Source organism: Aeromicrobium sp. P2_G6 (assembly GCF_056403535.1).
The window spans coordinates 565,952-588,784 of sequence record NZ_JBFUFH010000001.1 but is presented as its reverse complement, the minus strand read 5'-3'; the positions used below and the strand labels follow the sequence as shown (position 1 = coordinate 588,784).

Annotated in this window: 16 protein-coding genes and 1 tRNA gene; 11 read left to right on the top strand and 6 right to left on the bottom strand. The window is 64.2% G+C overall.

Translation table 11 applies throughout. The features are described from left to right. Positions 1 to 43 precede the first annotated feature (43 nt). The 6 genes from AC1DVU_RS02855 to AC1DVU_RS02830 are packed head-to-tail and all read left to right on the top strand — an operon-like array spanning position 44 to position 5,844. On the top strand, positions 44 to 1,213 hold the full coding sequence (locus AC1DVU_RS02855) for a low temperature requirement protein A (RefSeq protein WP_476920910.1): 1,170 nt from the start codon (positions 44 to 46) through the stop codon (positions 1,211 to 1,213). A gap of 9 nt (positions 1,214 to 1,222) precedes the next feature. Next, entirely contained in the window at positions 1,223 to 1,633 is a 411-nt protein-coding gene (locus tag AC1DVU_RS02850) for an MmcQ/YjbR family DNA-binding protein (RefSeq protein ID WP_476920909.1), read from the top strand. Between the two features lie 31 nt (positions 1,634 to 1,664). Next, positions 1,665 to 2,522 (top strand): methyltransferase domain-containing protein, encoded by an 858-nt coding sequence (locus AC1DVU_RS02845; RefSeq protein WP_476920908.1) that lies wholly within the window; start codon positions 1,665 to 1,667, stop codon positions 2,520 to 2,522. A 9-nt stretch (positions 2,523 to 2,531) separates the two neighbouring features. Beyond that, positions 2,532 to 3,173: a dTMP kinase gene (gene tmk, locus AC1DVU_RS02840; RefSeq protein ID WP_476920907.1), complete on the top strand. Its 642-nt coding sequence runs from the start codon at positions 2,532 to 2,534 to the stop codon at positions 3,171 to 3,173. Beyond that, positions 3,170 to 4,312: a DNA polymerase III subunit delta' gene (locus tag AC1DVU_RS02835; RefSeq protein ID WP_476920906.1), complete on the top strand. Its 1,143-nt coding sequence runs from the start codon at positions 3,170 to 3,172 to the stop codon at positions 4,310 to 4,312. The genes tmk and AC1DVU_RS02835 overlap by 4 nt, the downstream gene beginning before the upstream one ends. Then, a complete protein-coding gene (locus AC1DVU_RS02830; RefSeq protein WP_476920905.1) occupies positions 4,309 to 5,844 on the top strand; it encodes an alpha/beta hydrolase in 1,536 nt (511 codons plus the stop codon). Before AC1DVU_RS02835 ends, AC1DVU_RS02830 begins: the two co-directional genes overlap by 4 nt. 79 nt (positions 5,845 to 5,923) lie before the next feature. On the opposite strand, the gene AC1DVU_RS02825 is transcribed toward AC1DVU_RS02830, so the two are convergent. Next, the gene (locus AC1DVU_RS02825; protein WP_082582276.1) at positions 5,924 to 6,214 is read right to left on the bottom strand and encodes a chorismate mutase; all 291 of its coding nucleotides are present in this window, start codon (positions 6,212 to 6,214) and stop codon (positions 5,924 to 5,926) included. Positions 6,215 to 6,309: 95 nt separating this feature from the next. Between AC1DVU_RS02825 and AC1DVU_RS02820 the strand changes: the two genes are divergently transcribed. Further along, positions 6,310 to 6,382: transfer RNA gene (locus AC1DVU_RS02820), tRNA-Thr, on the top strand. 7 nt (positions 6,383 to 6,389) lie between these two features. Here AC1DVU_RS02820 and AC1DVU_RS02815 read toward each other — a convergent pair. Together AC1DVU_RS02815 and AC1DVU_RS02810 are read right to left on the bottom strand one after the other, a co-directional pair. Continuing rightward, on the bottom strand, positions 6,390 to 7,466 hold the full coding sequence (locus AC1DVU_RS02815; RefSeq protein ID WP_476920904.1) for a tyrosine-type recombinase/integrase: 1,077 nt from the start codon (positions 7,464 to 7,466) through the stop codon (positions 6,390 to 6,392). After that, positions 7,466 to 7,645, bottom strand: a complete 180-nt coding sequence (locus AC1DVU_RS02810; RefSeq protein ID WP_056210020.1) for a helix-turn-helix transcriptional regulator — start codon at positions 7,643 to 7,645, stop codon at positions 7,466 to 7,468. The genes AC1DVU_RS02815 and AC1DVU_RS02810 overlap by 1 nt, the downstream gene beginning before the upstream one ends. A gap of 1,085 nt (positions 7,646 to 8,730) precedes the next feature. Here AC1DVU_RS02810 and AC1DVU_RS02805 point away from each other — a divergent pair. The 3 genes from AC1DVU_RS02805 (at position 8,731) to AC1DVU_RS02795 (ending at position 14,446) form a co-directional block, all read left to right on the top strand. Further along, positions 8,731 to 10,299 (top strand): SNIPE associated domain-containing protein, encoded by a 1,569-nt coding sequence (locus tag AC1DVU_RS02805; protein WP_476920903.1) that lies wholly within the window; start codon positions 8,731 to 8,733, stop codon positions 10,297 to 10,299. Positions 10,300 to 10,617: 318 nt separating this feature from the next. Further along, entirely contained in the window at positions 10,618 to 12,318 is a 1,701-nt protein-coding gene (locus AC1DVU_RS02800; RefSeq protein WP_476920902.1) for an AIPR family protein, read from the top strand. Between the two features lie 895 nt (positions 12,319 to 13,213). Then, positions 13,214 to 14,446, top strand: a complete 1,233-nt coding sequence (locus tag AC1DVU_RS02795) for an IS110 family RNA-guided transposase (RefSeq protein WP_476920901.1) — start codon at positions 13,214 to 13,216, stop codon at positions 14,444 to 14,446. Between the two features lie 437 nt (positions 14,447 to 14,883). Here AC1DVU_RS02795 and AC1DVU_RS02790 read toward each other — a convergent pair whose 3' ends face one another. Both AC1DVU_RS02790 and AC1DVU_RS02785 read right to left on the bottom strand, forming a co-directional pair. Further along, positions 14,884 to 15,918, bottom strand: a complete 1,035-nt coding sequence (locus tag AC1DVU_RS02790; protein WP_476920900.1) for an NADP-dependent oxidoreductase — start codon at positions 15,916 to 15,918, stop codon at positions 14,884 to 14,886. 429 nt (positions 15,919 to 16,347) lie between these two features. Beyond that, positions 16,348 to 16,926, bottom strand: coding sequence for a dihydrofolate reductase family protein (locus tag AC1DVU_RS02785; RefSeq protein WP_476920899.1), 579 nt, complete (start codon positions 16,924 to 16,926; stop codon positions 16,348 to 16,350). Between the two features lie 889 nt (positions 16,927 to 17,815). On the opposite strand from AC1DVU_RS02785, the gene AC1DVU_RS02780 reads away from it, so the two are divergent. After that, positions 17,816 to 19,375 (top strand): ABC transporter substrate-binding protein, encoded by a 1,560-nt coding sequence (locus tag AC1DVU_RS02780; RefSeq protein WP_476920898.1) that lies wholly within the window; start codon positions 17,816 to 17,818, stop codon positions 19,373 to 19,375. 455 nt (positions 19,376 to 19,830) lie between these two features. Here the strand turns inward: AC1DVU_RS02780 and AC1DVU_RS02775 are convergent, their stop codons facing one another. After that, positions 19,831 to 22,800, bottom strand: a complete 2,970-nt coding sequence (locus AC1DVU_RS02775; protein WP_476920897.1) for an aminotransferase — start codon at positions 22,798 to 22,800, stop codon at positions 19,831 to 19,833. Positions 22,801 to 22,833: the final 33 nt, after the last annotated feature.

Sequence of the window (22,833 nt, the reverse complement as noted above, 5' to 3'; positions counted from 1 at the left end):
AAAGGGCGTGCTCACGTCGGGCGCGCCTGCCAGAATCGGGGCCATGTTGCGCCCCATCGTCAGGCCACTGTCACCGCGGGACCCTCACGAGGAGCACCGGACGGCATCGCCGCTCGAGCTGTTCACCGACCTTTGCTACGTCGTGGCGATCGCGCAGGCCGCGCTGTCGCTGCACCACGAGATCTCCGAGGGCCACACCGGCCACGGGCTCGTGTGGTTCGGCGTCTCGTTCTTCGCGATCTTCTGGGCCTGGCTCAACTTCGTGTGGTTCAACTCGGCGTACGACCCCGACGACACGGTCAACCGCATCCTCACGCTGCTGCAGGTGTTCGGGTCGCTCGTGCTGGCCGCCGGCGTGCCGGCGTTCTTCGAGGAGGACCTGACACTCGGGATCGTCGGCTACGTCATCATGCGCGTCGGCCTGGTCCTGATGTGGCTACGGGCTGCCGCCGGGCACCAGGAGCGGCGCACGACGGCGCTGCGGTACGCGTACGGGCTGATCCTGGTGCAGGCCGCCTGGGTCATTGCGCTGTTCGCGACCGACGGACACGTACCGATCTGGTTGTTCGTCGTCCTCGTGGCCTGCGACTTCGGGGTGCCGTTCATCGCCGAGCTGGCCGGCACCACGCCGTGGCACCCGCACCACGTCGCAGAGCGCTACGGACTCTTCTTCATCATCGTGCTGGGCGAGACGATCCTCTCGGTGACGATCGCGCTGCAGCGCGCGTTCGACGAGGAGCACCCACCCGCCGAGCTGTGGCTGGTCGTGGCCGGCGGCGTGCTGATCACGTTCAGCGGCTGGTGGCTCTACTTCGCGCGCGACAACTCCGGCATCCTCACGGACAACTCGATCGGGTACGTCTGGGGGTTCGGCCACTACGTGATCTTCGGCGCGGCGGCTGCCGTCGGGGCGGGCCTCGCCGCTCGGGTCGACCACTACTCGCACCACTCCGAGGTCTCGGACCTGGTCAGCAGTGCCTTCGTGACCGGACCGGGCGCGGCCTTCCTCGCAGCGCTGTGGCTCATCAACGTACGGTTGCACGACCCCTCGATGCGTACGGCGCTGCCGTTCGCCGCCGCGGTGGTCGCGCTGATCGCGGTGACGTTCGTGCCGTACTCCGAGCTGTGGGCCGGCCTCATCGGCGTCGCGCTGCTGATCATCGAGATCCGCCTGACGACCGGCGACGAGGAGAGTGTCGGCGCTGCGACCTAGGTTGATCGCATGCCCGATGTGTCGCTCGACGTCGTCGACCGCCTCCGTGCGATCTGCCTCGCGCTCCCCGAGACGTACGAGGAGACGGCGTGGACCGGGCTGCGCTGGTGCGTGCGGCGCAAGACGTTCGCGCACGTCCTGGTGATCGACGACGGCCGGCCCGACGCCTATGCGAGGTTCATCGCCGACGAGGGTCCGGTCACGGTCGTGACGTTCCGGGCGCCGGGTGACGAGCTCGAGGCGTTTCGTCAGGCCGGCGCGCCCTATTTCGTCGCCCGTTGGGGTCGTGACGTCGTGGGCCTCGAGCTGCGCGACGACACCGACTGGGACGAGCTCGGGGAGCTGTTGACCGACAGCTATTGCGTGCTGGCTCCGCAGAAGCTCGTCGCCAGGGTCGAGCGACCCGGCCCGCCGGGCTAGCTCGGCTGTGCTGTCCCGCTACGGTGGACCGATGGTTGCCCTGCAGCGTGTGTCCCAGCTCGTGCGCCATCCCAAGGAGGGAGCTCAGGTCGTGGCCCGTCGCCTTCGCGCGACGCCGTGCCTGGTCTGCGGCTCCAGACGCACGCGCATCCAGACCGTCGAACGCAAGACGCGTACATACCCCATCCGGATCTGCCAGCGCTGCCAGTACGTCTCCAACTTCACCAACACCGTGGACTACACCGCGTTCGAGTCGGTCGAGAGCTTCCGCCTCACGCCCCGCGTCGGGACCGCGGAGCACCAGGGTCGTGAGTTCCACATGGCGGCGATGGGCGCCGACATCCTGCAGCGTTCAGGGCTCAAGGTCATGGTGTTCGGCGCCGGGCGGAGCCTCGACTACCAGCACATCGCGAAGCTGTCAGCCGTCGACCGGGTCGTCATGAGCGACGTCGTCGACCTCGGCGTCGACGCCGACTTCATCAACATCACCAAGGGCACGTCGGAGCGCTTCGACCTGATCATCGCGTGCGAGGTCGTCGAGCACTTCACCGATCCGCGCAGCGAGTTTCCCCGGTTGTTCAAGCTGCTGACCAGGAACGGGCTCCTGGTCTGCTCGACCAACATCTACGACGGCCGCAACGTGGCCAATCACCGCTACCTCTACTCGCGTGGCCACGTCTCCTACTACAGCCCGCACGCGATCCGGCGGATCGCCCGCAGGAGCCGTATGCGCTTCGACTTCAGGGTCCCCGCGATCGCCACCGGATCGGCCGGCCCCCGCAAGCGCTATGTGCTCTTCACCCGGTCGCGCGGCAACATGCGACGCATCGTCGAGTACTTCGGCCGTCACGCCTACGCTCCCTCGGAGGACGTGGGCACCAGCGACTAGGCTCGCCCCATGGATCCGCTCTTCACCGAAACCGGGGTGTTCCTCGCCCTGGAGGGTGGGGAGGGTGCCGGCAAGTCGACGCAGGCCGTCCTGCTCGTCGAGTGGCTCGAGAGCCTCGGCCACGGCGTCCTGCTGACACGTCAGCCCGGGGCCACCGAGGTGGGCAAGATCCTGCGCCACATCGTCCTCGACAACGACACCGGCGAGCTGTCGCCCCGCACCGAGGTGCTGCTCTACGCCGCCGACAAGGCCGAGCACGTCGACCAGGTCGTCCTCCCCGCACTCGCCGAGGGCACGATCGTGCTGACCGACCGCTACGTCGACTCGCTGCTGGCCTATCAAGGCGGTGGGCGCAAACTCGACTCCGCCGAGGTCGAGCACATCGCCCGCTGGGCCACGTCGGACCTGCGGCCGCACCTCACGATCGTCCTCGACATCGACCCGGCGATCGGCCATGCACGGTTCGAGGGCGCCGACCGCATCGAGTCCGAGCCGCTCGAGTTCCACCAACGCGTACGCCAGCACTTCCTCGACCTGGCCGCCGCCGACCCGCGGCACTACCTCGTGGTGGGAGGCGGCGGCACCCCCGCCGAGATCCACGCCGAGATCCGCAAGGCTGTCGAGCCCTGGCTGGGGCAGGCGCTGGCATGACCGTGTGGGACGACCTGGTCGGTCAGGAACCCGTGGTCGAGACGCTGCAGGCCGCGGTCGCATCGGCCGGCGGCGACGGCCGATCGATGACGCATGCCTGGCTGTTCACCGGTCCTCCCGGCTCTGGACGCTCCAACGCCGCTCGCGCTTTCGCGGCCGCGCTGCAGTGCGAGCTCGGCGGCTGCGGCGAGTGCCACTCGTGCACGACCGCACGGGCCGGCAGCCACCCCGACATCACCCTCATCACGACCGACGGACTGTCGATCGGCGTCAAGGACATCCGCCAGTACGTACGCTCGTCCGCCCTGCGGCCCGCGCTCGGTCGCTGGCAGATCCTCATCATCGAGGACGCCGACCGGCTCACCGACGAGGCGGCCAACGCGCTGCTCAAGGCGATCGAGGAGCCGTCGCGCCAGACCGTGTGGATGCTCTGCGCGCCGGCGGTCGACGACGTCTCGGTGACGATCCGCTCCCGCGCCCGGAGCGTACTCCTCAGGACCCCGTCGACCGCGGCCATCACCGGGTTGCTCGTCAGCCGCGATGGTGTCGAGCCGGAGCTGGCGCATGCCGTCGCTGCTGCGTCGCAGGGCCACATCGGGCGGGCCCGCGGGCTGGCCCGCGACCCGAGCGCACGCGAGCGCCGGCGGGCGATCCTGTCGATCCCGGTGGCCCTGCGCGACCTCGGTGACTGCCTGCGAGCCGCCCACCAGGTCAACGAGGAGGCCACGGCGAGAGCCAAGGACTTCTGCGACCCGGCCGACGAGCGCGAGCTCGACGACCTGCGCTCGACATGGGGAGTCGAGGAGCGCGGCCGCCGCCCGCCCGGCTACGCGGGCGCGCTTTCGACGCTCCAGAAGGACCAGGATCGCCGGCGCAAGCGCATGGCCCGCGACTCGATTGACGGCGTTCTGCTCGACCTGCTGTCGTTCTGCCGCGACGTGCTGGCGGTGCAGTGCGCGACCGGCGTCGACCTCGTCAACGCGGATGTGGCCGACGACATCACCGAGATGGCCCGGGTGTGGACGCCCGAGTCGACGATCCACACGATCGATGCCATCGTCGAATGTCGGGAGGCCTTGACTGCCAACGCCGCTCCACTGCTCGCGCTCGAACGGATGATGATGGGACTTCGCCGGTGACTCGCAACAGGACGCTGATCGTGATCTCGGTCGTTGCCGTCTTCGCTCTGCTCGTGGGTGTCGCGCTGGCGACCGTCGCCGTGACCCGCGACAAGGACGACAAGTGGTCAGAGCCCAAGCCGGCAACCACTTCCGCGCCGTCCGGGCTCAAGGCGTTCTACGACCAGAAGGTCAGCTGGTCGAGCTGCGGCTCCGCGAAGTGCGCCTGGATCAAGGTGCCGGTCGACTACGCCAAGCCCGACGGGGCGACGACCCGGCTCCGCGCCGTCGTGCATCCCGCAGAGGGCGGCACGGCCAAGCGCAGCATCCTGGTCAACCCGGGTGGCCCCGGAGGCTCGGCGATCGACTTCGCCAAGACGATGGCCACGAGCTTCGGTGACGACGTCCGTTCGATGTACGACATCGTCGGCGTCGACCCCCGCGGCGTCGCCAAGAGCTCGCCGCTCAAGTGCCTCCCGGACAAGGCCTTCGACGAGTTCGTGCAGACCGATCCCGACCCCGACAACCCCGGTGAGGTCACGGCGCTGCGCAAGAGCATCACGGATCTCGGCGAGGCGTGCGAGAAGAACTCCGGCGGGCTCGCGGCCCACGTCTCGACCGTCGAGGCCGCCAAGGACATGGACGTCGTGCGCGCGCTGCTCGGCCGGCCCAAGCTCGACTGGTTCGGCGCGTCCTACGGCACCGAGCTCGGTGCGGTCTACGCCCAGCTGTTCCCGACCAAGGTCGGGCGCATGGTCCTCGACGGCGCGGTCGACCCTTCGCTGGATGCGATCGGCTCGAGCCTCGGCCAGACCACAGGATTCCAGCGGGCCCTCGATGCGTACGCCAAGGACTGCGTCGAGCACTCCGACTGCCCACTGGGCGACGATGCTGACGCCGGTCTCGGCAAGATCGCCGATCTCATGAAGCAGCTCGACGCGACACCGATGAGGGCCCTGCCGGGTCGCGACCTCACCGAGGGGCAGGCGTTCTACGGCGTCGCCGTCACGCTCTACGACAAGAGCACGTGGCAATACCTCTCGCAGGGACTGAAGGCAGCCTTCGAGGGCGACGGCAGCATCCTGCTGCGGCTCTCCGACATCTATTTCGAGCGCGATCAGGACGGCTCCTACGGTGGCAACATCGGCCAGGTCATCTACGCCGTCAATTGCCTCGACGCGCCCGATCGGTTGACCGTGGAAGAGACCGAGGCAGCGCTCCCGCGGTTCGAGAAGGTGTCTCCGGTGTTCGGCCGGGCGCTGGGCTGGGGTGCACTCGGTTGCGCCGACTGGCCGATCAAGGTGACCAACCCGCTGCCCAAGATCGAGGCCAAGGGCGCTCCGCCGATCCTCGTTCTCGGCACTACCCGCGACCCGGCGACGCCCTACGAGTGGGCCGAGTCGCTGGCGTCGCAGCTGTCGTCCGGCGTGCTGATCACCCGCGAGGGCGATGGGCACACGGCCTACAACTCCGGCAATGACTGCATCACCGAGGCGGTCGACAACTTCTTCACCGAGGGCACCGTGCCCAAGGACGGCCTGACCTGCAAGTAGGCCCGACCTACCCTGGAGAGCGGTGACTTAGAGCCCACGCGCCGGGTGGAGGTGGGCGCTAACTCACCGCCGCCTACGACTACGGCTGGCGGACCGCTTCGTGGTGGTGAATCACTTCGTCGATGATGAAGTTGAGGAACTTCTCGGCGAACGCCGGATCCAGGTCCGCCTCGATCGCCAACGCCCGGAGCCGGGTGATCTGCCGGGCCTCGCGCTCGGGATCGGCGGGCGGCAGGTCGTGCTCGGCCTTGAGCTTGCCGACGCGCTTGGTGTACTTGAAGCGCTCCGCCAAGACATGGATCAGTGCGGCATCGATGTTGTCGATGCTCGCCCGGATCTCCTCGAGCTCGGCCTGCGTCGTGTCGGTCACGAGTGCGATTCTACGGGGGGAGGCCGATGTGATGTTGCAGCGATCACCCGCTAGACTCAGTGATCGGTTCGGCGGGCGATCCCCGGCGAACCTCGGCCGCTTTAGCTCAGTCGGTAGAGCGTTTCACTCGTAATGAAAAGGTCGTCAGTTCGATTCTGACAAGCGGCTCAACGAATTATTGATGTTCCCCCGCAGGCCGCGCGCCCCCGGCGCGCCCCCACTGGTTCAACCGGCTCAATCCGGTCTCGTCGGCGCTCGTCCCGAGGTAGTGAAGATATCGCTGGGTCGTCGTTAGATCCGCGTGTCCCATCCATGCCTGGACGGTCGTCGGAGAGACGCCGGCCTCCAGCCAGAGGCACGCGGCGGTGTGCCGCAGGTCGTGGAGTCGCCGACCTCGTCCGGTCTCAGTCCAGTGCGTCGAGTTCTTGAACGCGGTGGCGTAGAGCCGCGCACCTTTCTCGGTGGTCACCAGCAGATCGTTCGGCCCTTTCCCTTCGGTCATCGACTTCACGAGCGGCAGCACGGCGTCGACGAGGGGAACGTGACGCGTGCGCCCGGACTTCGGTCGCTTGGTGCCGATGCCTTCCGGCTGAGCGCGTCGGATCACCAAACGAGGCACCGGGACTTCGACGAAGTCGGCTACCCTCACCTCGCGGAGTTCCGACCACCGCAGCCCAGTCCACCCGGCGAGCCAGACCGCATCGGCCAAGGCTGGATTGAGAACTGCGATCTCGTCGCGAACGGCCTCCAGCTCTTGGCGTGAGAACGGCATCATCTCGGCAGCTGGCGTCAGCTGTGCTGGCACTCGGGTGCGCGACACCGGATTGACCGTGATCATCCGTTCGTGGATGCAGGACGCAAAGAACGCCATGAGGGTCGCTCGGTAGCGCTTCACCGTGGACTCGGCATAGCGCCGCGACCAGTCATTGATGCACCGCTGGACCTCGCGGTCGGTCACCCGGTTGACGTGAAGATTGGCCACGCCGGGCGGCAGGGCCTTGAGAACCGATCGATCCGCCTTCGTCGTTTTGATCGCGACGGTGCCCTCGCGATCCACGAGCCACATTGCGAACGCCTTCCTCACCAAGACCTTGCCGGCCCGAGGATCGACACCACCGGCCAGCGACGCGCGTTCACGCGACAGCCAAGCCTCGGCCTCCCGCTTGGTGTCGAACGTCCGGCCGGCGACGTACTCACGCCCAGACTTGAGCTCAGCACGCCACCGACCGGATCGGTCCTGTCGGATTCCCATCAGGACGCTCGTGATTCGACGTAGGCGAGCAAGTCGTCCTCGCGATAGCGAGGCGCGTGGTCGGTAACCCACACGCATCGCGGTCCCGTCCCGTTCTGCCTCATCCGGCACAACGTCGATGTCGCGACGCCGAGGATCTTCGAAACCTCGGTGGGCGACAGCAGCTTGAGTTCTGTCATGGCGATCGTTCCTTCCTCCCACCGTCGGTGAGTTCTACGACCTGCTCGACCCTCCAGTCTCGAGCGGTCGCGGTGGGAACGAACCTGCTCGATCACAATCTGTGGAGTACCCGTTGCATGCCTGCGCCCTGTGGAATAGCGCTAGCAACACAAGGCCGCGTTGGGCGGTCCAGTGGCCAGAAAACGTTCAACTTTCGGGGGGACGTTCAGGGGGAAAGTTGGAAGGAAACGTTCCCCTGGTTCGACGGCGATTGATTTCACCGGTCTCAAAGGCCGCTCATGCTCCTCGCGCGATCTCGCAAGACGTCCCCAGCCGACCCACGCCGCAGTTGTTGTCAGCGACGCTTTGTGACCTCCACCACGTACCCATCGGTAACTGACATACCGGACCCTATGTTTGGTCCGGTCGTCCCCCCGGCGATTACCCAACTCCCTCAAGTTGCGGGCCGGGAGGGACGCCCGTTCATATTGAGATCGCCACTGAGCCGAGCACGATGAGACATCAGGATGAGACCGTCATCAGGCACGACACCGAACTATCAGAGCCGGTTGTTGTTACGACCCGGTTAGTGAACCGTACGAGCCCTAGGATGACTCGATGACTCAGCTCATTAGTTGGTTGTCATACCTCATCTGGCCGGCAAGTCGGCGCAAACGCGTTGCGTACAAGCGTTGGAACCTGGATGCGCCGACCGAAATCCGTCCTAAGCGAGGCCGTCATCGCCGGTAAGGGTGGTGTGTGATGGATCACCTTTCGCGGCGTTCGTACACCGACGAAGGTCTAGCGCCCTAGTCTCGACACGGCCGCCTCGCAGTGACCTCACCCCCCGAGGGTTACTGCGGGGCGACCGTTTTGGACGACACAACAACGAACCAGCCAAAGATCCGTAAAGCCCGTCCAGAAGTCGTATGGCTTCGAGAAGCTAGGGCTTTAGCGGCGGAGTGACGCGGGTTCGCGCTAGCCGGTTGGTTTGGTTCATGGCTTGCCTCGGCCGGGGGCCGATCGCGCAAACGCGTCACGCCTGGTCCCGGCCGCTGGTAGACAGGATGTTTACGCCCTCTCGGGCTCAAGGACGGGATCCATCATGACCGCTGCAGCCGACTGGTATCCCGATCCGCATGCCGCATCCGGGTCCGCGGTCCTCCGCTACTGGGACGGCACGACCTGGACCTCACATACACACGACCCGTCCTCGCATGTGGAGACGTCAGCCTCGGCGACGACGGACTCCCCGGCGACTGAGCCCCTCCGTAGTGGAGAGCCGATAGAGACGGCGACTGAACTGGTCGCCGCGCTCGAGGGTGCGGACAGCAGTCTCGCGGCAACGGTTAATTCGTCCGTCATCGCGGACAGTCACTCCAGCGCGGCTGCTTCGCGCAAACCGTTGGACCGGAAAGTCCCGACCTTCGGCGCGAAGAAGTTCGCAGAAGAACTAATCACCGAGAACGAAGGTCTCATCGCAGAGATCAACGAACTGCAGGAGGTAGTTGCCAAGTACGGCATCGAAGATGCGGTAAGCCGGGCGAGCGCGCTGGCCGAGCTGGAGTCGAACATTTCGACCCAGCAGTCGCTACTGGACAACTTGATCTCTCAGGTTCGAGACGTCGACTCCAGACTCGTTGCCGCCCGGGACACCCTGGCCGTCCAGGACGTCGGACTGTTCGACTACGTGCACCCAGCAGAGACTTCAGCTGAGCTCGCCACCGAGCTGGAGGCACTCCGGTATGAGATCAAATCCATGAACAAGATCGGGGACGCCGTCAAGGCCGGCGCAGACATCACTTTTGGCGACTCGGCGGCCAAGGGCAGGAAGTTCACCTCCGACATGTCCCGCATCATGCTGCGCGCTTACAACGCTGAGGCCGAGAACTGCATCAAGGGCGTCAAGGCCGGCAACTTGGCCACGGCCCAATCTCGTCTCTCAAAAACAGTCGACGCGATCGCACGACAAGGATCAATGATCGAGCTTCGGGTCGAGCCCGCTTATCACCGGCTGCGACTCAAGGAGCTGGAGCTCGCGTCGTCCCACATGATTCGCCTGGCCGATGAGCGTGAAGCCGATCGCGAACACAAAGCCGAGCTTCGTGAACAGAAACGAGCTGAGGCCGAGCTGCGCGCCGAGCAGGATCGGCTGAACAAGGAGCGTACGCATTTCCTCAACAGCATCGCTGCGCTCGAGGCGAACGGAGACGCCGAAGGCGTAGCCCGGTTGAAGGAGAAGCTGGCAGACGTGGATCATGCGATCGCCGATGTCGACTACCGCGCGGCGAACATCCGAGCCGGGTACGTCTATGTCATCTCCAATGTCGGTTCCCTCGGTGAGGGCACCGTGAAAATCGGAATGACCCGGCGCCTTGAACCGATGGACCGCGTGAAGGAACTGGGAGACGCGTCAGTGCCGTTCCGCTTCGATGTGCACGCACTGTTCTTCAGCGAAGATGCTGTCGGTGTGGAGACCATGCTGCATCAGCAGTTTTCGGAGCAGCGGATGAACAAGATCAATCTCCGGCGTGAGTTCTTCAAGGTCAGTCCGCAGGATGTGCTCGATGCTCTGAAGGAGCACGACGTCGAGATTTTAGAATTTGACCTCGCGGCCGCAGCTGAGGAGTTCCGGCTTTCGTGGCCTGTTGATGCTGCCGCTGAACCCGTCTGATGTCGATGTCGTCGACGCCTGTCTTCTTCGTATGGAATCACCAGTTCGACTTGGCCTGCTCGATCGCGCAGCATTGCAGGATACGGAGTCGTGACCCTCGCATCCCACGCCCACTCGACCCGACTGTCAGTCGGCTCTAGCTCGTTACCGCCCACGAGCTCTCCTTGTCTCGTCGTCGCAACGTTAAGAGTCGCAGCATCTTGGTGTCCCCCGCTCGCATCTGGTGGGCGACGGGAGGAAGCCGGCGCCGAGAACTCCCGCCCCCTGTCGAGGTGACCTTGTACGGTGCCACTACACCTTGTCCCGAAAGGACCTTGAATGAGTGCGAATGACGTCATCCTCTTGGAGGGCATGGTGGAAAGATCACGCCTTGAGACCGCGGGCCTCAGCGCGTCAGAGCAAGAGGCCTATTTCGTATCTCGGCACTACCTGACCGATTACCGCCCAAGCCACGACGACCTGCTGTCCGGAATCGTTGATGGCACGCTCGACGGCGGCATCGACGCTGTCTACATATTCGCGAACGGTTACTGCCTTCGCGATGACACAAACCTGAGCGCCCTCGGCCGAAATCCACAGTTGGATCTCGTCCTGATTCAGGTCAAGAACACGAAAGGATTGGGCGAGGACGCAGTCGACAAGCTCATTGTGCACCTGCCGAAGCTGCTGGATTTCACTCGAAACGACGCAAGCCTCGCCAAGCAGTTCAACTCTCGCCTCATCGAGATCACTCGCCGTTTTCTCGACACCTATCGGGCGATGGATATGCCAGCGCTTCGCGTCTTCACAGCGTTCGCGGCACTAAAGGCGGACAAGATCCACCCCAATGTGGAGTCGAAAGCCGCAGACCTGCGAGAGACCTTAAAAAGTTGCTTCGGAACTTGCGAGCCTGAGTCGCACTTGCTCGACGCGGCGTCGATAGCCAATCTCGCTCGGGACAAGCCACCGGTGACCGTGCAGCTGGCCTTGGCCGAGAACCCGATTTCGACGGACATGGCCGGCGGATACGTCGGCTTGGTGAGGCTCGCCGACTACCAGGATTTCATCACAGACACGACCGGGAAGCTCGACGCAACGCTCTTCGAAGCGAATGTCCGAGACTACGAGGGCGAATCTGGCGTCAACAGAAGCATCCAAGAGACGCTGGAGCACGAGGACAAAGACGTCGACTTCTGGTGGCTGAATAATGGCGTAACGATCGTCGCCGACAAGGTTCAGCCAGCAGGCAAACTGTTGCAACTGGTGTCACCCCAGATCGTCAATGGGCTTCAAACTTCCCACGAGATCTACAAGCGTGGCCGATCCGAGAACTTGCAGGAAGGGCGCGGGGTCCTTGTGAAGGTCATCCAAGCTGACGATGACGTGATCAAGGATCGAATCATCAGGGCCACTAACAGCCAGACCTCTCTTGGTCTGAGTTCTCTACGCGCGACTGACCGGGTGCAACGAGAGATCGAAGAGTACTTTCGGACAAAGGGCTTGTACTACGAGCGGCGCAAGAACTACTACCACAATCGCCAGATTCCACTGCAGAGTTTGGTTTCGATCGATCAATTGGGTCAGGCCGTGATGGCCACTCTTGTGCAAGTGCCGCACATCTCACGAGGCGAGGTTTCCCGCATCTTCCAAGACGACGTGTACGACGACGTCTTCGCAAGTAAGAACCCGATCGCCATGTACTTTCCGGCAATTCAGATCGTGCGAACGTGCGAACTGTACTTGCGGAACAACAGGCAGACACAAGGGCAAGTCGATGATTTCGTCTTCCACCTGTCAATGGCATCAGCAGTAGCCCTAACAGGAAAGCCTCGACCAAACGCGAAAGATCTTGGTTCGATCGAACTAATGCCCTCCAACCAACTTCTCCGAGAGCTGCTTGCGTTGGTTCAGGATGAATTTGCGCGGGTGGCGCGAGCGACCAACGAGGTTCTGTTCGATAAGGTTGCGAAAGCCCCTCGCACCACGGAGGCCCTTCGAGACCGAATGTCCCGCTACCTGACGTCGTCGAATCGCCGTTGATGCGGACTCGAGAGATTTGCCTGATGGTGTCACTGCGACGCGGCCTAAGGCTGCTGATGAGCACCGGCTTCCGTTTGGCTGAGAGCGACCCATCAGTACGACGTCCTAGTCTTGCTGCCGCAATGAAGACTGGTGGCACATCCGATGCCCCATTATGGGCGGAATGCTCTTGGCCCGGCGCGTCGACTAGGAACCTATCTGCGCCGATCAAACGGCGTGAATAGGGCGTCCATGAGTCCGTTACGTATGGCGTTGTATGTCGACTCCCAACGCGGGTCTGACTGCAAGGTTCGCTCGCGGCCGAGTCTGGCCAGTTCGTAGACCACGCGTCGGCATCCAGCTGGTGAGGCTAACGTTCGGTCGACGCAGGTGCCGATTGGGTGCTCGTGAGTCTCCACACGCTCCACAACTTCGACTGCGATAGCGCCATGCGCGGCCGCGCGGCGTTCCTCGTATGCGGCTCTCCGGCATGCCTGCGAGCACCAGATCGCTGGTCTTCCGGTCGACTTCCTCCGCACACCTTTGCCGCATCGGGGGCATGTTCCCCCGGCGAGCTTCCGGCGGTTCTCCTGGCGATTTTCGCGCTCATTGTCTGCATTCATGACCCCTAAGGCCTTTCGTGCGGACGCAAGGGGCCACCGAGAATGCAAGAGGTGTGTCGGCGTGCGACTTCGTCGCTGCGTTGGGGGATGAGAATCGGGGATGGGTCGCTCGGCGACGTCGGCACACATTGGTGCGGGTGAGCCCGTTGAGGTGTATGACGCGGGGTCTTCGGGTGCCTTTGGATTGTTGCTTCGAGCACGTGGGTCTGTATCCCGGCGGAAGACTCTCCGAGCGGCTCGGGCCCGCCCGCCTGGGTGGGTCGTGGGTCGAGTTGGTGAGGGAGCTGATGGTGATGGAAGTGCTGTATGACCGGGTCGCTGGCCTGGACGTGGGGAAGGCGTCGGTGACGGTGTGTGTCCGGACGCCCGGTGCGAGGCGTGGCCGGCGCACGGAGACGCGGACGTTCAAGACGACGTCGGGGTCGTTGAGGGTGATGCGGGACTGGTTGGTCGAGGCCGGTGTGTCGATCGCGGCGATCGAGTCGACGTCGACGTATTGGAAGCCGCCGTTCTACTGCCTGGAGGAGGTGATGGAGATCTGGTTGCTGAACGCGGCTCATATGAAGGCGGTGCCGGGTCGCAAGACCGACGTGCGGGACGCGGAGTGGATCGCGCAGCTGCTCGAGCATGGGTTGTTGACGCCGTCGTTCGTGCCACCGCCACCGGTGCGCAGGTTGCGGATGCTGACCCGGTATCGGGTCCAACTGCATGGCGACCGAACCAGGGAGACGGTCCGGTTGGAGCTGATGCTGGAGGACGCGTCGATCAAGCTCTCGACCGTGGCGTCGTCGCTGAACACGGTGTCGGCCAGAGCGATGCTGACCGCGATGATCGACGGCGAGACCGACGCCCGGGTGCTGGCTGATTTGGCCAAGGGCAAGATGCGTTCGAAGATCCCTGACCTGGCCCAGGCGTTGGAGGGCAACTTCGACATCCATCATGCGCAGCTGGCCAAGTCCATCCTGGGCCGGCTGGACCGGGTCGAGCAGGCGATGCGCGAGCTCGACCAAGTCATCGAGTCTGCGTGCCAGCCGTGGACCCATCAGATCGAACTGCTGCAGACCATCCCCGGTGTCGGCCCACGGGTCGCTCAGGTCATCATCGCCGAGACCGGTGGCGACATGTCCAAATTCCCGACTGCTGCGCATCTGTCGTCGTGGGCTGGTTTGGCGCCGGCAATGTATGAGTCCGCAGGCAGACGATCCCCGGCCGGGCGACGTCGGGGCAACAAGTGGCTGACCGGGATGCTCGTCGAGGCCGCCGGTGCCGTCGGGCGGATGCAGGGCAAGAACTACCTGGCCGTGCAGCACTCGAGGATCACCCAGAGACGTGGCATGCGCCGGGCCCAGGTCGCGGTCGCTCACTCGATCCTGGTGACGGCCTACTACATCCTCAAACGGGACCAGCCCTACCAAGACCTCGGCCCGCAATGGCTGGTCAAACGCAACGAGGAAGCCCGCACCCACCGGCTCGTGTCGCAGCTGGAGAAACTCGGCCACACCGTCCACATCGACCCCGCAGCCTGACCGTCACCGGCAACTGCCCCGTCGGGCTCCATCCGACGGCACTACCGCGCGCCCCGAGTCAGGCTATTCACGGGTCTGTGTGGACGTTCGGTGTGCAATTTCGAGTTGGAGTGTCGAGGAGCCAGAATTTTCCCTGGAGAGGTCGCAGATTCGACTAGTCAAGGAGATTGGCGCACCCGACTCACCTTGGAGTTTTCGTAGGAGTGGTAGTTCGACCTCCTTGGTCGATCCGGGTGCCGCGGGACCTAGGAGGGATTGGCGCAGCTGTCTGGTCTCTGGTTCCGGGTTTGTTCGCCATTGGTTGCGCGAGTGACGTCTGTCGCGCTACCAAAGGAGTCCGGACCAACAGGTCCGAACCTTCGTCATGCTCGCGTTGCGGGCCGATCGGCGCAGGTTCCGGCTCAGCTCGCGACTCGCCACTCAGGGCCGACGCAGACTCAACGGACCCCTTCGGATGTGGCGCCGACGCGAATGAGGAGCTTGCCGAAGTTTCTGCCCTTTAGGAGACCAATGAATGCCTCGGGCGCGTTCTCGAGACCTTCGATGATGTGCTCACGATGGCGCAGTTCGCCTGAGGCGATCCATGCCGCCGCGTCGCTCTGGAAATCCTTATAGTGAGACCGGATGAACTCGTCCTGTATGAAGCCCCGCATCGTGATGCTCTTGGTCAGGATCGAGTTCATCAGGTATGGCGTACGGTCAGGGCCGGAGGGCAGCTCAGTCGCGTTGTAGTTGGCGACGAGACCGCACGCTGGCACACGAGCGTACCTTTTGAGGTGCGGCAGCACGGCGTCCCACACGTGACCACCGACGTTCTCGAAGTAGACGTCGATGCCACGGGGGACGGCTGCCTTCAAATCAGCCTTGAACGTCGGCGACCGGTGATCAAGCGCCACGTCGAAGCCGAGTTGGGCCAACCAAGCGACCTTCTCCGGCCCGCCGGCGATCCCGACGGCTCGAGCCCCCTTGATCTTCGCGATCTGCCCCACGGCCGAGCCGACAGGACCGGCAGCGGCCGCAACGACAACGGTCTCGTCGGGCTGCGGCTTACCGATCTGCAGGAGCCCCGCATACGCGGTGAACCCCGGCATGCCGAGCACCCCGAGCGCTGTCGAGATGGGTGCGCGCGATGGATCGAGCTTGCGGGTGTGCTTGGCCGGCAGGACCGCGTACGACTGCCAGCCGTGGAACGTGAGCACGAAGTCGCCCGGCGCGCGCGACGGGTCGTTGGACTCGACCACCTCGGCGACGGTCCCGCCCTGCATCACCTCGTGAAGGGGCTGCGGCGCCGCATAGGACTTGGCATCGTTCATCCGACCGCGCATATAGGGATCAAGCGACAGGTAGATCGTGCGGAGCAGTACCTCGCCATCGCCCGGCGTCGGCATCGGCGAGGTCTTGAAGCAGAAGTTCTCGTGGGTTGGCTCTCCGTGAGGGCGGGAGGCGAGCAAGATTTGGGTGTTCTCAGTCAAAGGGGTCTCGATTCATGTGTTGACGAGTCGTCGGGTTGGGTGGTGTAGGCCCGGACTAAACAGGCGCTTACTGAAGCTAGAGAAGCTGTCCGTGGTTACATCTGACTTGTTCTGCTCACCCAAGCTCTCGCTAGCCCAAGGGGTGAGCCCCTTGGGCTAAACCGTTCCGGTCGATGGTGGCCGCAGCTCCCTTCGGGCAGATCCCACGGCCACCACCGGGCAGATCTCGTGACCGTCAGCGGGCAGCTCTCATGTCAGCCACTGGGCAGTTCCTACGCTTGTATCCGCCCGCGGGAACGCATGCGCCCTCGGGCGACGAGTGCGAACGTGGTGAGCCGGCGGCAACACAACCGGCGGACGCATCACCGGCGATGGACGCTCTGTGTGCTCGGGCCCTATTTACGAGCCGTCGACGGTGCGGGGGAGGAGCTATCGGCAGTAGTGGAGGAATCGGGTGCCGGACGGCAGGACGTGCTCGTCGGTGAGCCGCCATCTCCGCGGCTCGGCCGCTGCTCCCGAGCCCCATAGCGGAACTCCAGAGCCCAGGGTCATCGGCGCGACCTTGAGCACCAGACGGTCGACCTCGTCGACGACGGACTGAGCCAGCGTGCCTCCGCCGGCCAGCCAGATGCCCTTGCCTTCCTCCTGCTTGAGTTGCCGAATTCGCGCCACGGGATCCTCGGTCACCAGTTCGACGGCCGGGTCGGCGATTTCGCCGAGCGTGGTCGAGAACACGAGGTGTCGGAGGTGCGGGTAGGCGTCGGTGGCCCCGGCCGCCAGACCAATCTCGTAGGTGCGCCGACCCTGCAGCACCGTGTCAAACTCGCGCCCCTCGGCCGAGACGCCCAGTCGCCGACGTGCGTGGCCGGGCAGTGTCTCGGGAAAGTTTTCGACGACGTGCTGGACGTAGTCGGGCGCGATCGGCCAGAACGGCGTTGGATCGGTCCGGTCCGGACCGGCGATGAAGCCGTCGAGGGTCGTGGCGATGAGGTAGGTGAGAGAGCGCACGGTGCGGTGTCCTCCTTGTGTGAGGTCCGGTTGGCGGAACGAGCGCTGGCTCGTCCAAACAGAATGCACTAAGAGTGCAGTCTTCTTGGTGACCTGTCAAGCCCTCTCGGATTGGCGAAAATGAACATGAGCAACCGTGCTGCACGGCGTCCGCGATATCCGACCACATCGTTGCCGAGCGTGGCGACGAGGGTGCGGCGACGGGATGCCGAATGTCGCCATTTGGCGCGGGCGCGGCCGGGGTGCTGAGCGATTGCAGTGGTCGACCGGATTGGTACGCAACCCCGATCGTTCCTGAGCTGTCACGGATGCCGTCGCCCTCCCGTCATGGTTCTGCAGGCCGAGGGGCCGACTCTCGTCGGGATGGCGTGGACGGCGCACTGGATCCGAACGCCCAGGAAACCCAAGAAGGAAGGTCACGCCACGCTCCACGCACGCGGTCACGAGCACTTGAGTCGCGCGGCCGCACGATGAGGGTCAGCACGGTCGCTTCTCCCATCCGAGAGGGCTTGACAGATTATCGGGAAGACTACACTCTGAGTGCATTCAGTTGGATGGGCCGGATTTTCGGTGTGGAATCGCAGCGACCGGGTTCATCTGGAGGGCTTCTGTTGATAGGTCGTTGTGGGCTTGAACACTCTGAGGCCTCCAGCGAACAGTGACTTACGGCCAGACGGTCGACCATAGAAGGGAACCCCCGATGCGAAGTAAATCTGAGGACGAAAACGATGGCCGCCCTGGACAGATATGGTCCGGTGGAGGTTTGACCCGCAAGAACAAGGCTCGCCGCTCATCTCGGGCGAGAGTCCTAGCTGTGGCGACAGCAGCGGTCTTCGCAACGCTGAGCGCCTGCTCATCACCCAGTGGGACACCCTCGCAGAAGGGGGGCGTGGAAAACAACCAACTTGTGACTACCCCCGCGGGCAAGGGCGCTCTCGCACAGGTCACGTGGAATCTCCCAACCGGAGAGCCGAACTCGGTTGCGCCGACACAGTCGACCAGTAACAACAACATCCCGATTGTTTCAAACACATGCGATGCCCTATTGCGGATCGGCCCCGACTATGAGTACAAGCCGGGACTGGCTACGTCCTGGAAGCTCTCCGAGGATCACCTAACCTTGACGTACACCCTTCGTTCGGGGGTCAAGTTCTGGGACGGTCAGCCTCTGACATCTGCTGACGTCGTCTACAGCCTCGGGCAGAATCTAGACCCCAAGGTGGCGTCGCTAAATGGCCCAATCTTCGCAAACGTGAAGAGTGTTGAAGCTGACGGCCCGGACCGCGTTGTTGTCCGCTTCAAGGAGCCCGACGAACTCTTTAACCATGAGATGGCCATTGTGCCAGGAATGGTCTCCGAGAAGGCCTACGTTGAGGCAGACCCGAATGGATATGGAAGTCCTAGTCGTGGCCTGATGTGTACCGGGCCCTACAAGCTCGCGAAATGGAGTTCAGGCTCAGAGATCACTCTGAAGGCCAACGATGACTATTGGGACGAGGCGAGGCGGCCTAAAGTCAAGGTGGTTCATCTCAAATTCGTCACCGAATCGGCGACTCTAGCCCAAGGATTCAAGTCCGGCCAGATCGATGGCGCCTATAGCTTTTCACCGACCCTTCTTCCGTCACTTAAATCCGTGAACAGTGGCAAGGCATACCTTGGCGCAAGCCCTCGAATCGCCGTGCTGCTCGCTACGGGCGGGCCCGGGGCCGACCCGAAGATTCGCAAGGCGCTCAGCATGATCATCGACAGGAAAGCCATCGCAGAGAAGATCTACTTCAATGCCGCCCGCCCAAGCTACGCATTGATGACCTCAACTTGGTGGGAGGCCGGGGCGAAGGATATATACAAGAAGGCGTATGACGCACTGATCCTGCCACGGAAGCCCGACCCATCTGGCGCGAAAAAGGTGATTGCTGGAGACCCCAACGCATCTCGCCCAATCGTCATGGCTGCCCTGCAGGGCAATGAGGCACAGTTGCATTCGCTCGCACTAATTCAGGAAGGGGCGAAAGCGATCGGCCTAAACGTGAAGGTGCGCGCGCTCACCCCTTCGGTCTACGGGAATTTGGCATCGAGCGCCGCATACCGAAAGCGCTCGGACGTCGCCTTCTTTTGGGCCGACACCTTTGTCTCCATCCCCGATCCGCTCGACAACATCCTCTATACCGTCCTTCCATATAACGTTGGCGGTTCGGGTGAGTACGTGAAGTATGACAAGCAAGAAGAAGTGGGCAAACTCTTGCAGCAAGCTCGAGCCACGTTTGACGTGCGGCAAAGGGCTGAGCTCATCGTGCAGGCACAGAAGATCTGGGAGGACGAGCAAAACCTGGTGATACCCGTCGTGTCGTTGAGCAACGTACTGTTCATGAACAAGAGAATCAGCGGTGCGCCAGCCTCGTTCTCCGGGGTGTATATGGCAAGTCTTGCAATGCTGGGCGGCACAGACTAGCTCCCATCATTCATGCGGGCCTGGTGAGGCGTAGCCCAGGCCCGCATGAAGGCGCGTCCCGCTTGGCAGACTTCGGGTGGCCACAGTGCGACTTGGAAACGCTCGTTCGGGTTCCAGCCGTAGCTGCCTCCAGAATCGTCCTGACCCGGCGAGGTTAAGCACTAGCCCGACTCCTGCATGCGGGCAACGCAGGTTAGACACCGCTATTGACCAATTCACATGTTGGACATGGGTGTCGGCGGCATCCGGCTCGCCCGTAGTTCGTCGCGCGTGGATTTGGACTCGCGCCCGTGCGCTCAGCCAGCGGCGAGTGATCGCGATCGACGGCACGTCTGTCCGTTATTGCTAAGAGTTTGTGGCGACAGCCTCCGCGCCTGGTCGCGGCGCCTGACTAAGGCCACGCTCTCTGGGCTCGACATCGGGCGGCCTGCGTCAGCGGTCGACCGTCCGGTTGCTCACCAGCCGTGTGTCAGCACGTCGTCGAGGGCCGCGACGAAGCGATCCGCGTCGCCCGTGGTCAGGCACAATGGCGGTTTGATCTTGAGTACACACATGCGTTCGGACGTGGGTTGAAGGACGACGCCCAGCTCGAGCAGGCGTTCGCAGATCGCGGCTGTCTCCTCGGCTGCCGGCTCGAGTGTGCCGTGGTCCCGAACGAACTCGACGCCGAGGTAGAGGCCAGACCCATGGACAGCTCCGATCAGGGAATGCTTCTGCTGGAGGGCCCGGAGGCGCCGCTTCAGGTGCGTGCCGACGAGCAAAGCGTTCTCCTGAAGCTTCTCGTCGTGAAGGATGTCGAGCACCGTAAGGCCCACCACGGCGCTGACCGGGCTGCCCCCTGACGAGGAGAAGAAGTACCCTTGCGAGCGAAACGAGTCGGCGATGTCCCGCCTGGTGACGACGGCACCCAGGGGATGTCCATTGCCCATCGCTTTAGCCACGCTCACGATGTCAGGGACGACATGCTGCTGCTCGAAACCCCAGAAGTGCGTGCCGAGGCGCCCGTAGCCAACCTGGATCTCGTCCGCGATGCAGAGGCCGCCGGCCGCCCGAGTCGCGGCGTACACGTCGGCCAGGTAGCCGTCGGGAAGGGGCATGCCGCCGGCGTTGCCGTAGAAGGATTCGGCCAAGAATGCCGCAGGTGGGCGGTCGCGGTCGGCCAGGTCGGCAATGATTGCCGCCGCCTCTGGCCCGTAGTTGGCTGCGTCCGATCCTCGGTGAGCTCCGCGGTAGGAGTTTGGTGCGGGGACGGTGTGGACCCAGCTGGGTCGTGAGTCCACGGCATGGGGATTGTCGGCTAGGGAGGTGGAGATCGCGTCGCTGGCGTAGGTCCAACCGTGGTAGGCCTCGGCGACCGCGACGACGTCCTTGCGGTCGGTGGCGGCCCAGGCCAGACGGAGTGCCAGGTCGACGGCTTCAGAACCGCTGTTGACCAAGAAGACGGTGTCGAGGCCGTCGGGCAGCAGCGAGCTCAGCCGCTCAGAGAGCTCGACGACCGCGGAATAATGAAAACGTGAGTTGGTATTGAGGCGCTGCCACTGCCGGTGCACCGCTGCACTCAGACGCGGGTGGCCATGGCCCACAACCGTGACGTTGTTGAGCATGTCGAGATAGCCGCGACCCTCCGTGTCGAACAGGTGCTGACGCCAGCCCCGCTCGATCTGGGGCGGCGTGTCGTAGTAGTGCTCCTGGACAGTGGCGAACGAGCGGTCCCGGCGTTGAAGGAGGTCCGCCCCCGAGGATTCGCGGGGCACGTCTGGCGCCACCTCACGGTCGAAGATCAGCGCGGTGGGGTCGGGACACACCGCTAACCACCCGTCGCCGAGCTCGGCGGCGACGAATTCAGGAGTCTCGCGAGTCGGCAGGTGGGTCAGCTGGACCTGGAGCCTGCGTCGGCCCGAACGGGCAGCCACTGTTCCCAACGTCTGCCCTGCGGCCGCCTCCCACCGCTGTCCGGCGCGTCGGCCTGTGTCGATCCCACGCAGGACCAACCGCAGTCCTTCGGTCGTCAGGGTAAGGCCCTCGTCGTAGTCCTGGGTCACCGTGCCCGAGAAGGGCGCCTGCACGGCCACGGGCTCGGGGAGGTGTACCTCGACGCCGAGCGCGAGGGTGGCGGTGCCGACGCCGAAGTTGTCGGGACCGTCGACGCGTGTGCGGGTGAGTCGATGTTCGCCGTAGCGGGTGAACACCGCTGCGGCGCCGGAGGCGAGAGCATTCGCGACCATCGTCGCTTCGGCCCGGTCGTCCTGCCAGCTGGCGGAATGCAGTTCGTCGCTGGTGACCGAGAGGTCGAGCATCGTGACTTCCCCGGCAAGGCCGGGCAAGATCGGGACGCCGGTCGGAGACAGCGGGCGGTCTGGGTGCTCGCGGCCCAGCACACTGCGTAGCTGGGCGGTCATCACCTCGGCAGGCACCGAGGTGCTGACCTGGAACATGCGCCACTCGCGATCCAACGCGTCGGACGCATAGGAGTTCTCGGCATCTCTCAGTACGACGTTCTGGCCGGCGACAACCAGGACGGCTGCGCGCAGGACGACCAGCGGCCACAGCACCTCGAGCTCCTCGTCGGTCAGTCGTCGTACCTCATCGAAGGCCACCACGGCTGCCAGGATCGACTCGGCAGCGGCGTCGTGGTGGTGCAGGACCGACGTGCAGGCGACCGCCAGTTCCGACACGGCCCAGCTCACCATCAGGTCGCCAAAGTCGATGATTCCCGTCGGTAGCGGTCGCCCGTCTACATCGACCTCGCACACCAGGTTGTTGTCGGCGAGATCACCGTGAATCACCTGAACGGGAAGGAGTTCGTGGTACGGCTGGACCAGGCGTGCGGCCCGTCTGGCCGCATCCACAATCTCTGCCGCCACTGCCGAGTCCCGCAGCTGTGGAGCCAAGGACTCCACGACGCCGAGAGCGTTGCGCAGGTCCCACATCGACGGCCGAGAGGCAGGGGGCTTCTCGAATCGGTTGAGGGCAGTGTTCACCCTAGCGGCCAGCTCCCCCAGCCTGGCGACGACCCGTGGCGCCAGGTACCGGCTGTCCATGATGGGCTCTCCTGGGACGAAGTCCAGGAGCAGGCTGTCCAGATCCCCGTCGTCATGGTGGAAGGTTTGGAGGAACCGCCCGTCCAGGCCCACTCGGCCACGGGGTAGCCGGACCTCGGGCATGGCCGCCGCCACCCGCTCGATCGCCGCACAGTGTGCCACCAGTGCGGCGCTGTCGGTCACGGGATTGAAGAACTTCAGCACGTAGTCCCCTCGACCGTCTCCGGCCGGTTCGGACCGTACTCGGAAGTTGCAGTCGTGGTTGCTGCCCAGCCGCTCCAGGGTCCCGCCTACTCCGAACCGCTCGGCCAAGAATGCGGCAGCGTGCATCTCAGGGATGGGAGACAGCGGCTCGAAGTGCCAGTCGGCTGAGAAGGTGCTCACTCGGTCTCCATTCAACTTGGTCTCCATCAAGTT

Bases quoted from the DNA above. Each gene is read 5' to 3' on its own strand.
- AC1DVU_RS02855 (WP_476920910.1), top strand. From the start codon at position 44: ATGTTGCGCCCCATCGTCAGGCCACTGTCACCGCGGGACCCTCACGAG.
- AC1DVU_RS02850 (WP_476920909.1), top strand. From the start codon at position 1,223: ATGCCCGATGTGTCGCTCGACGTCGTCGACCGCCTCCGTGCGATCTGC.
- AC1DVU_RS02845 (WP_476920908.1), top strand. From the start codon at position 1,665: ATGGTTGCCCTGCAGCGTGTGTCCCAGCTCGTGCGCCATCCCAAGGAG.
- tmk (WP_476920907.1), top strand. From the start codon at position 2,532: ATGGATCCGCTCTTCACCGAAACCGGGGTGTTCCTCGCCCTGGAGGGT.
- AC1DVU_RS02835 (WP_476920906.1), top strand. From the start codon at position 3,170: ATGACCGTGTGGGACGACCTGGTCGGTCAGGAACCCGTGGTCGAGACG.
- AC1DVU_RS02815 (WP_476920904.1), bottom strand. From the start codon at position 7,466: ATGGGAATCCGACAGGACCGATCCGGTCGGTGGCGTGCTGAGCTCAAG.
- AC1DVU_RS02810 (WP_056210020.1), bottom strand. From the start codon at position 7,645: ATGACAGAACTCAAGCTGCTGTCGCCCACCGAGGTTTCGAAGATCCTC.
- AC1DVU_RS02805 (WP_476920903.1), top strand. From the start codon at position 8,731: ATGACCGCTGCAGCCGACTGGTATCCCGATCCGCATGCCGCATCCGGG.
- AC1DVU_RS02800 (WP_476920902.1), top strand. From the start codon at position 10,618: ATGAGTGCGAATGACGTCATCCTCTTGGAGGGCATGGTGGAAAGATCA.
- AC1DVU_RS02795 (WP_476920901.1), top strand. From the start codon at position 13,214: ATGGAAGTGCTGTATGACCGGGTCGCTGGCCTGGACGTGGGGAAGGCG.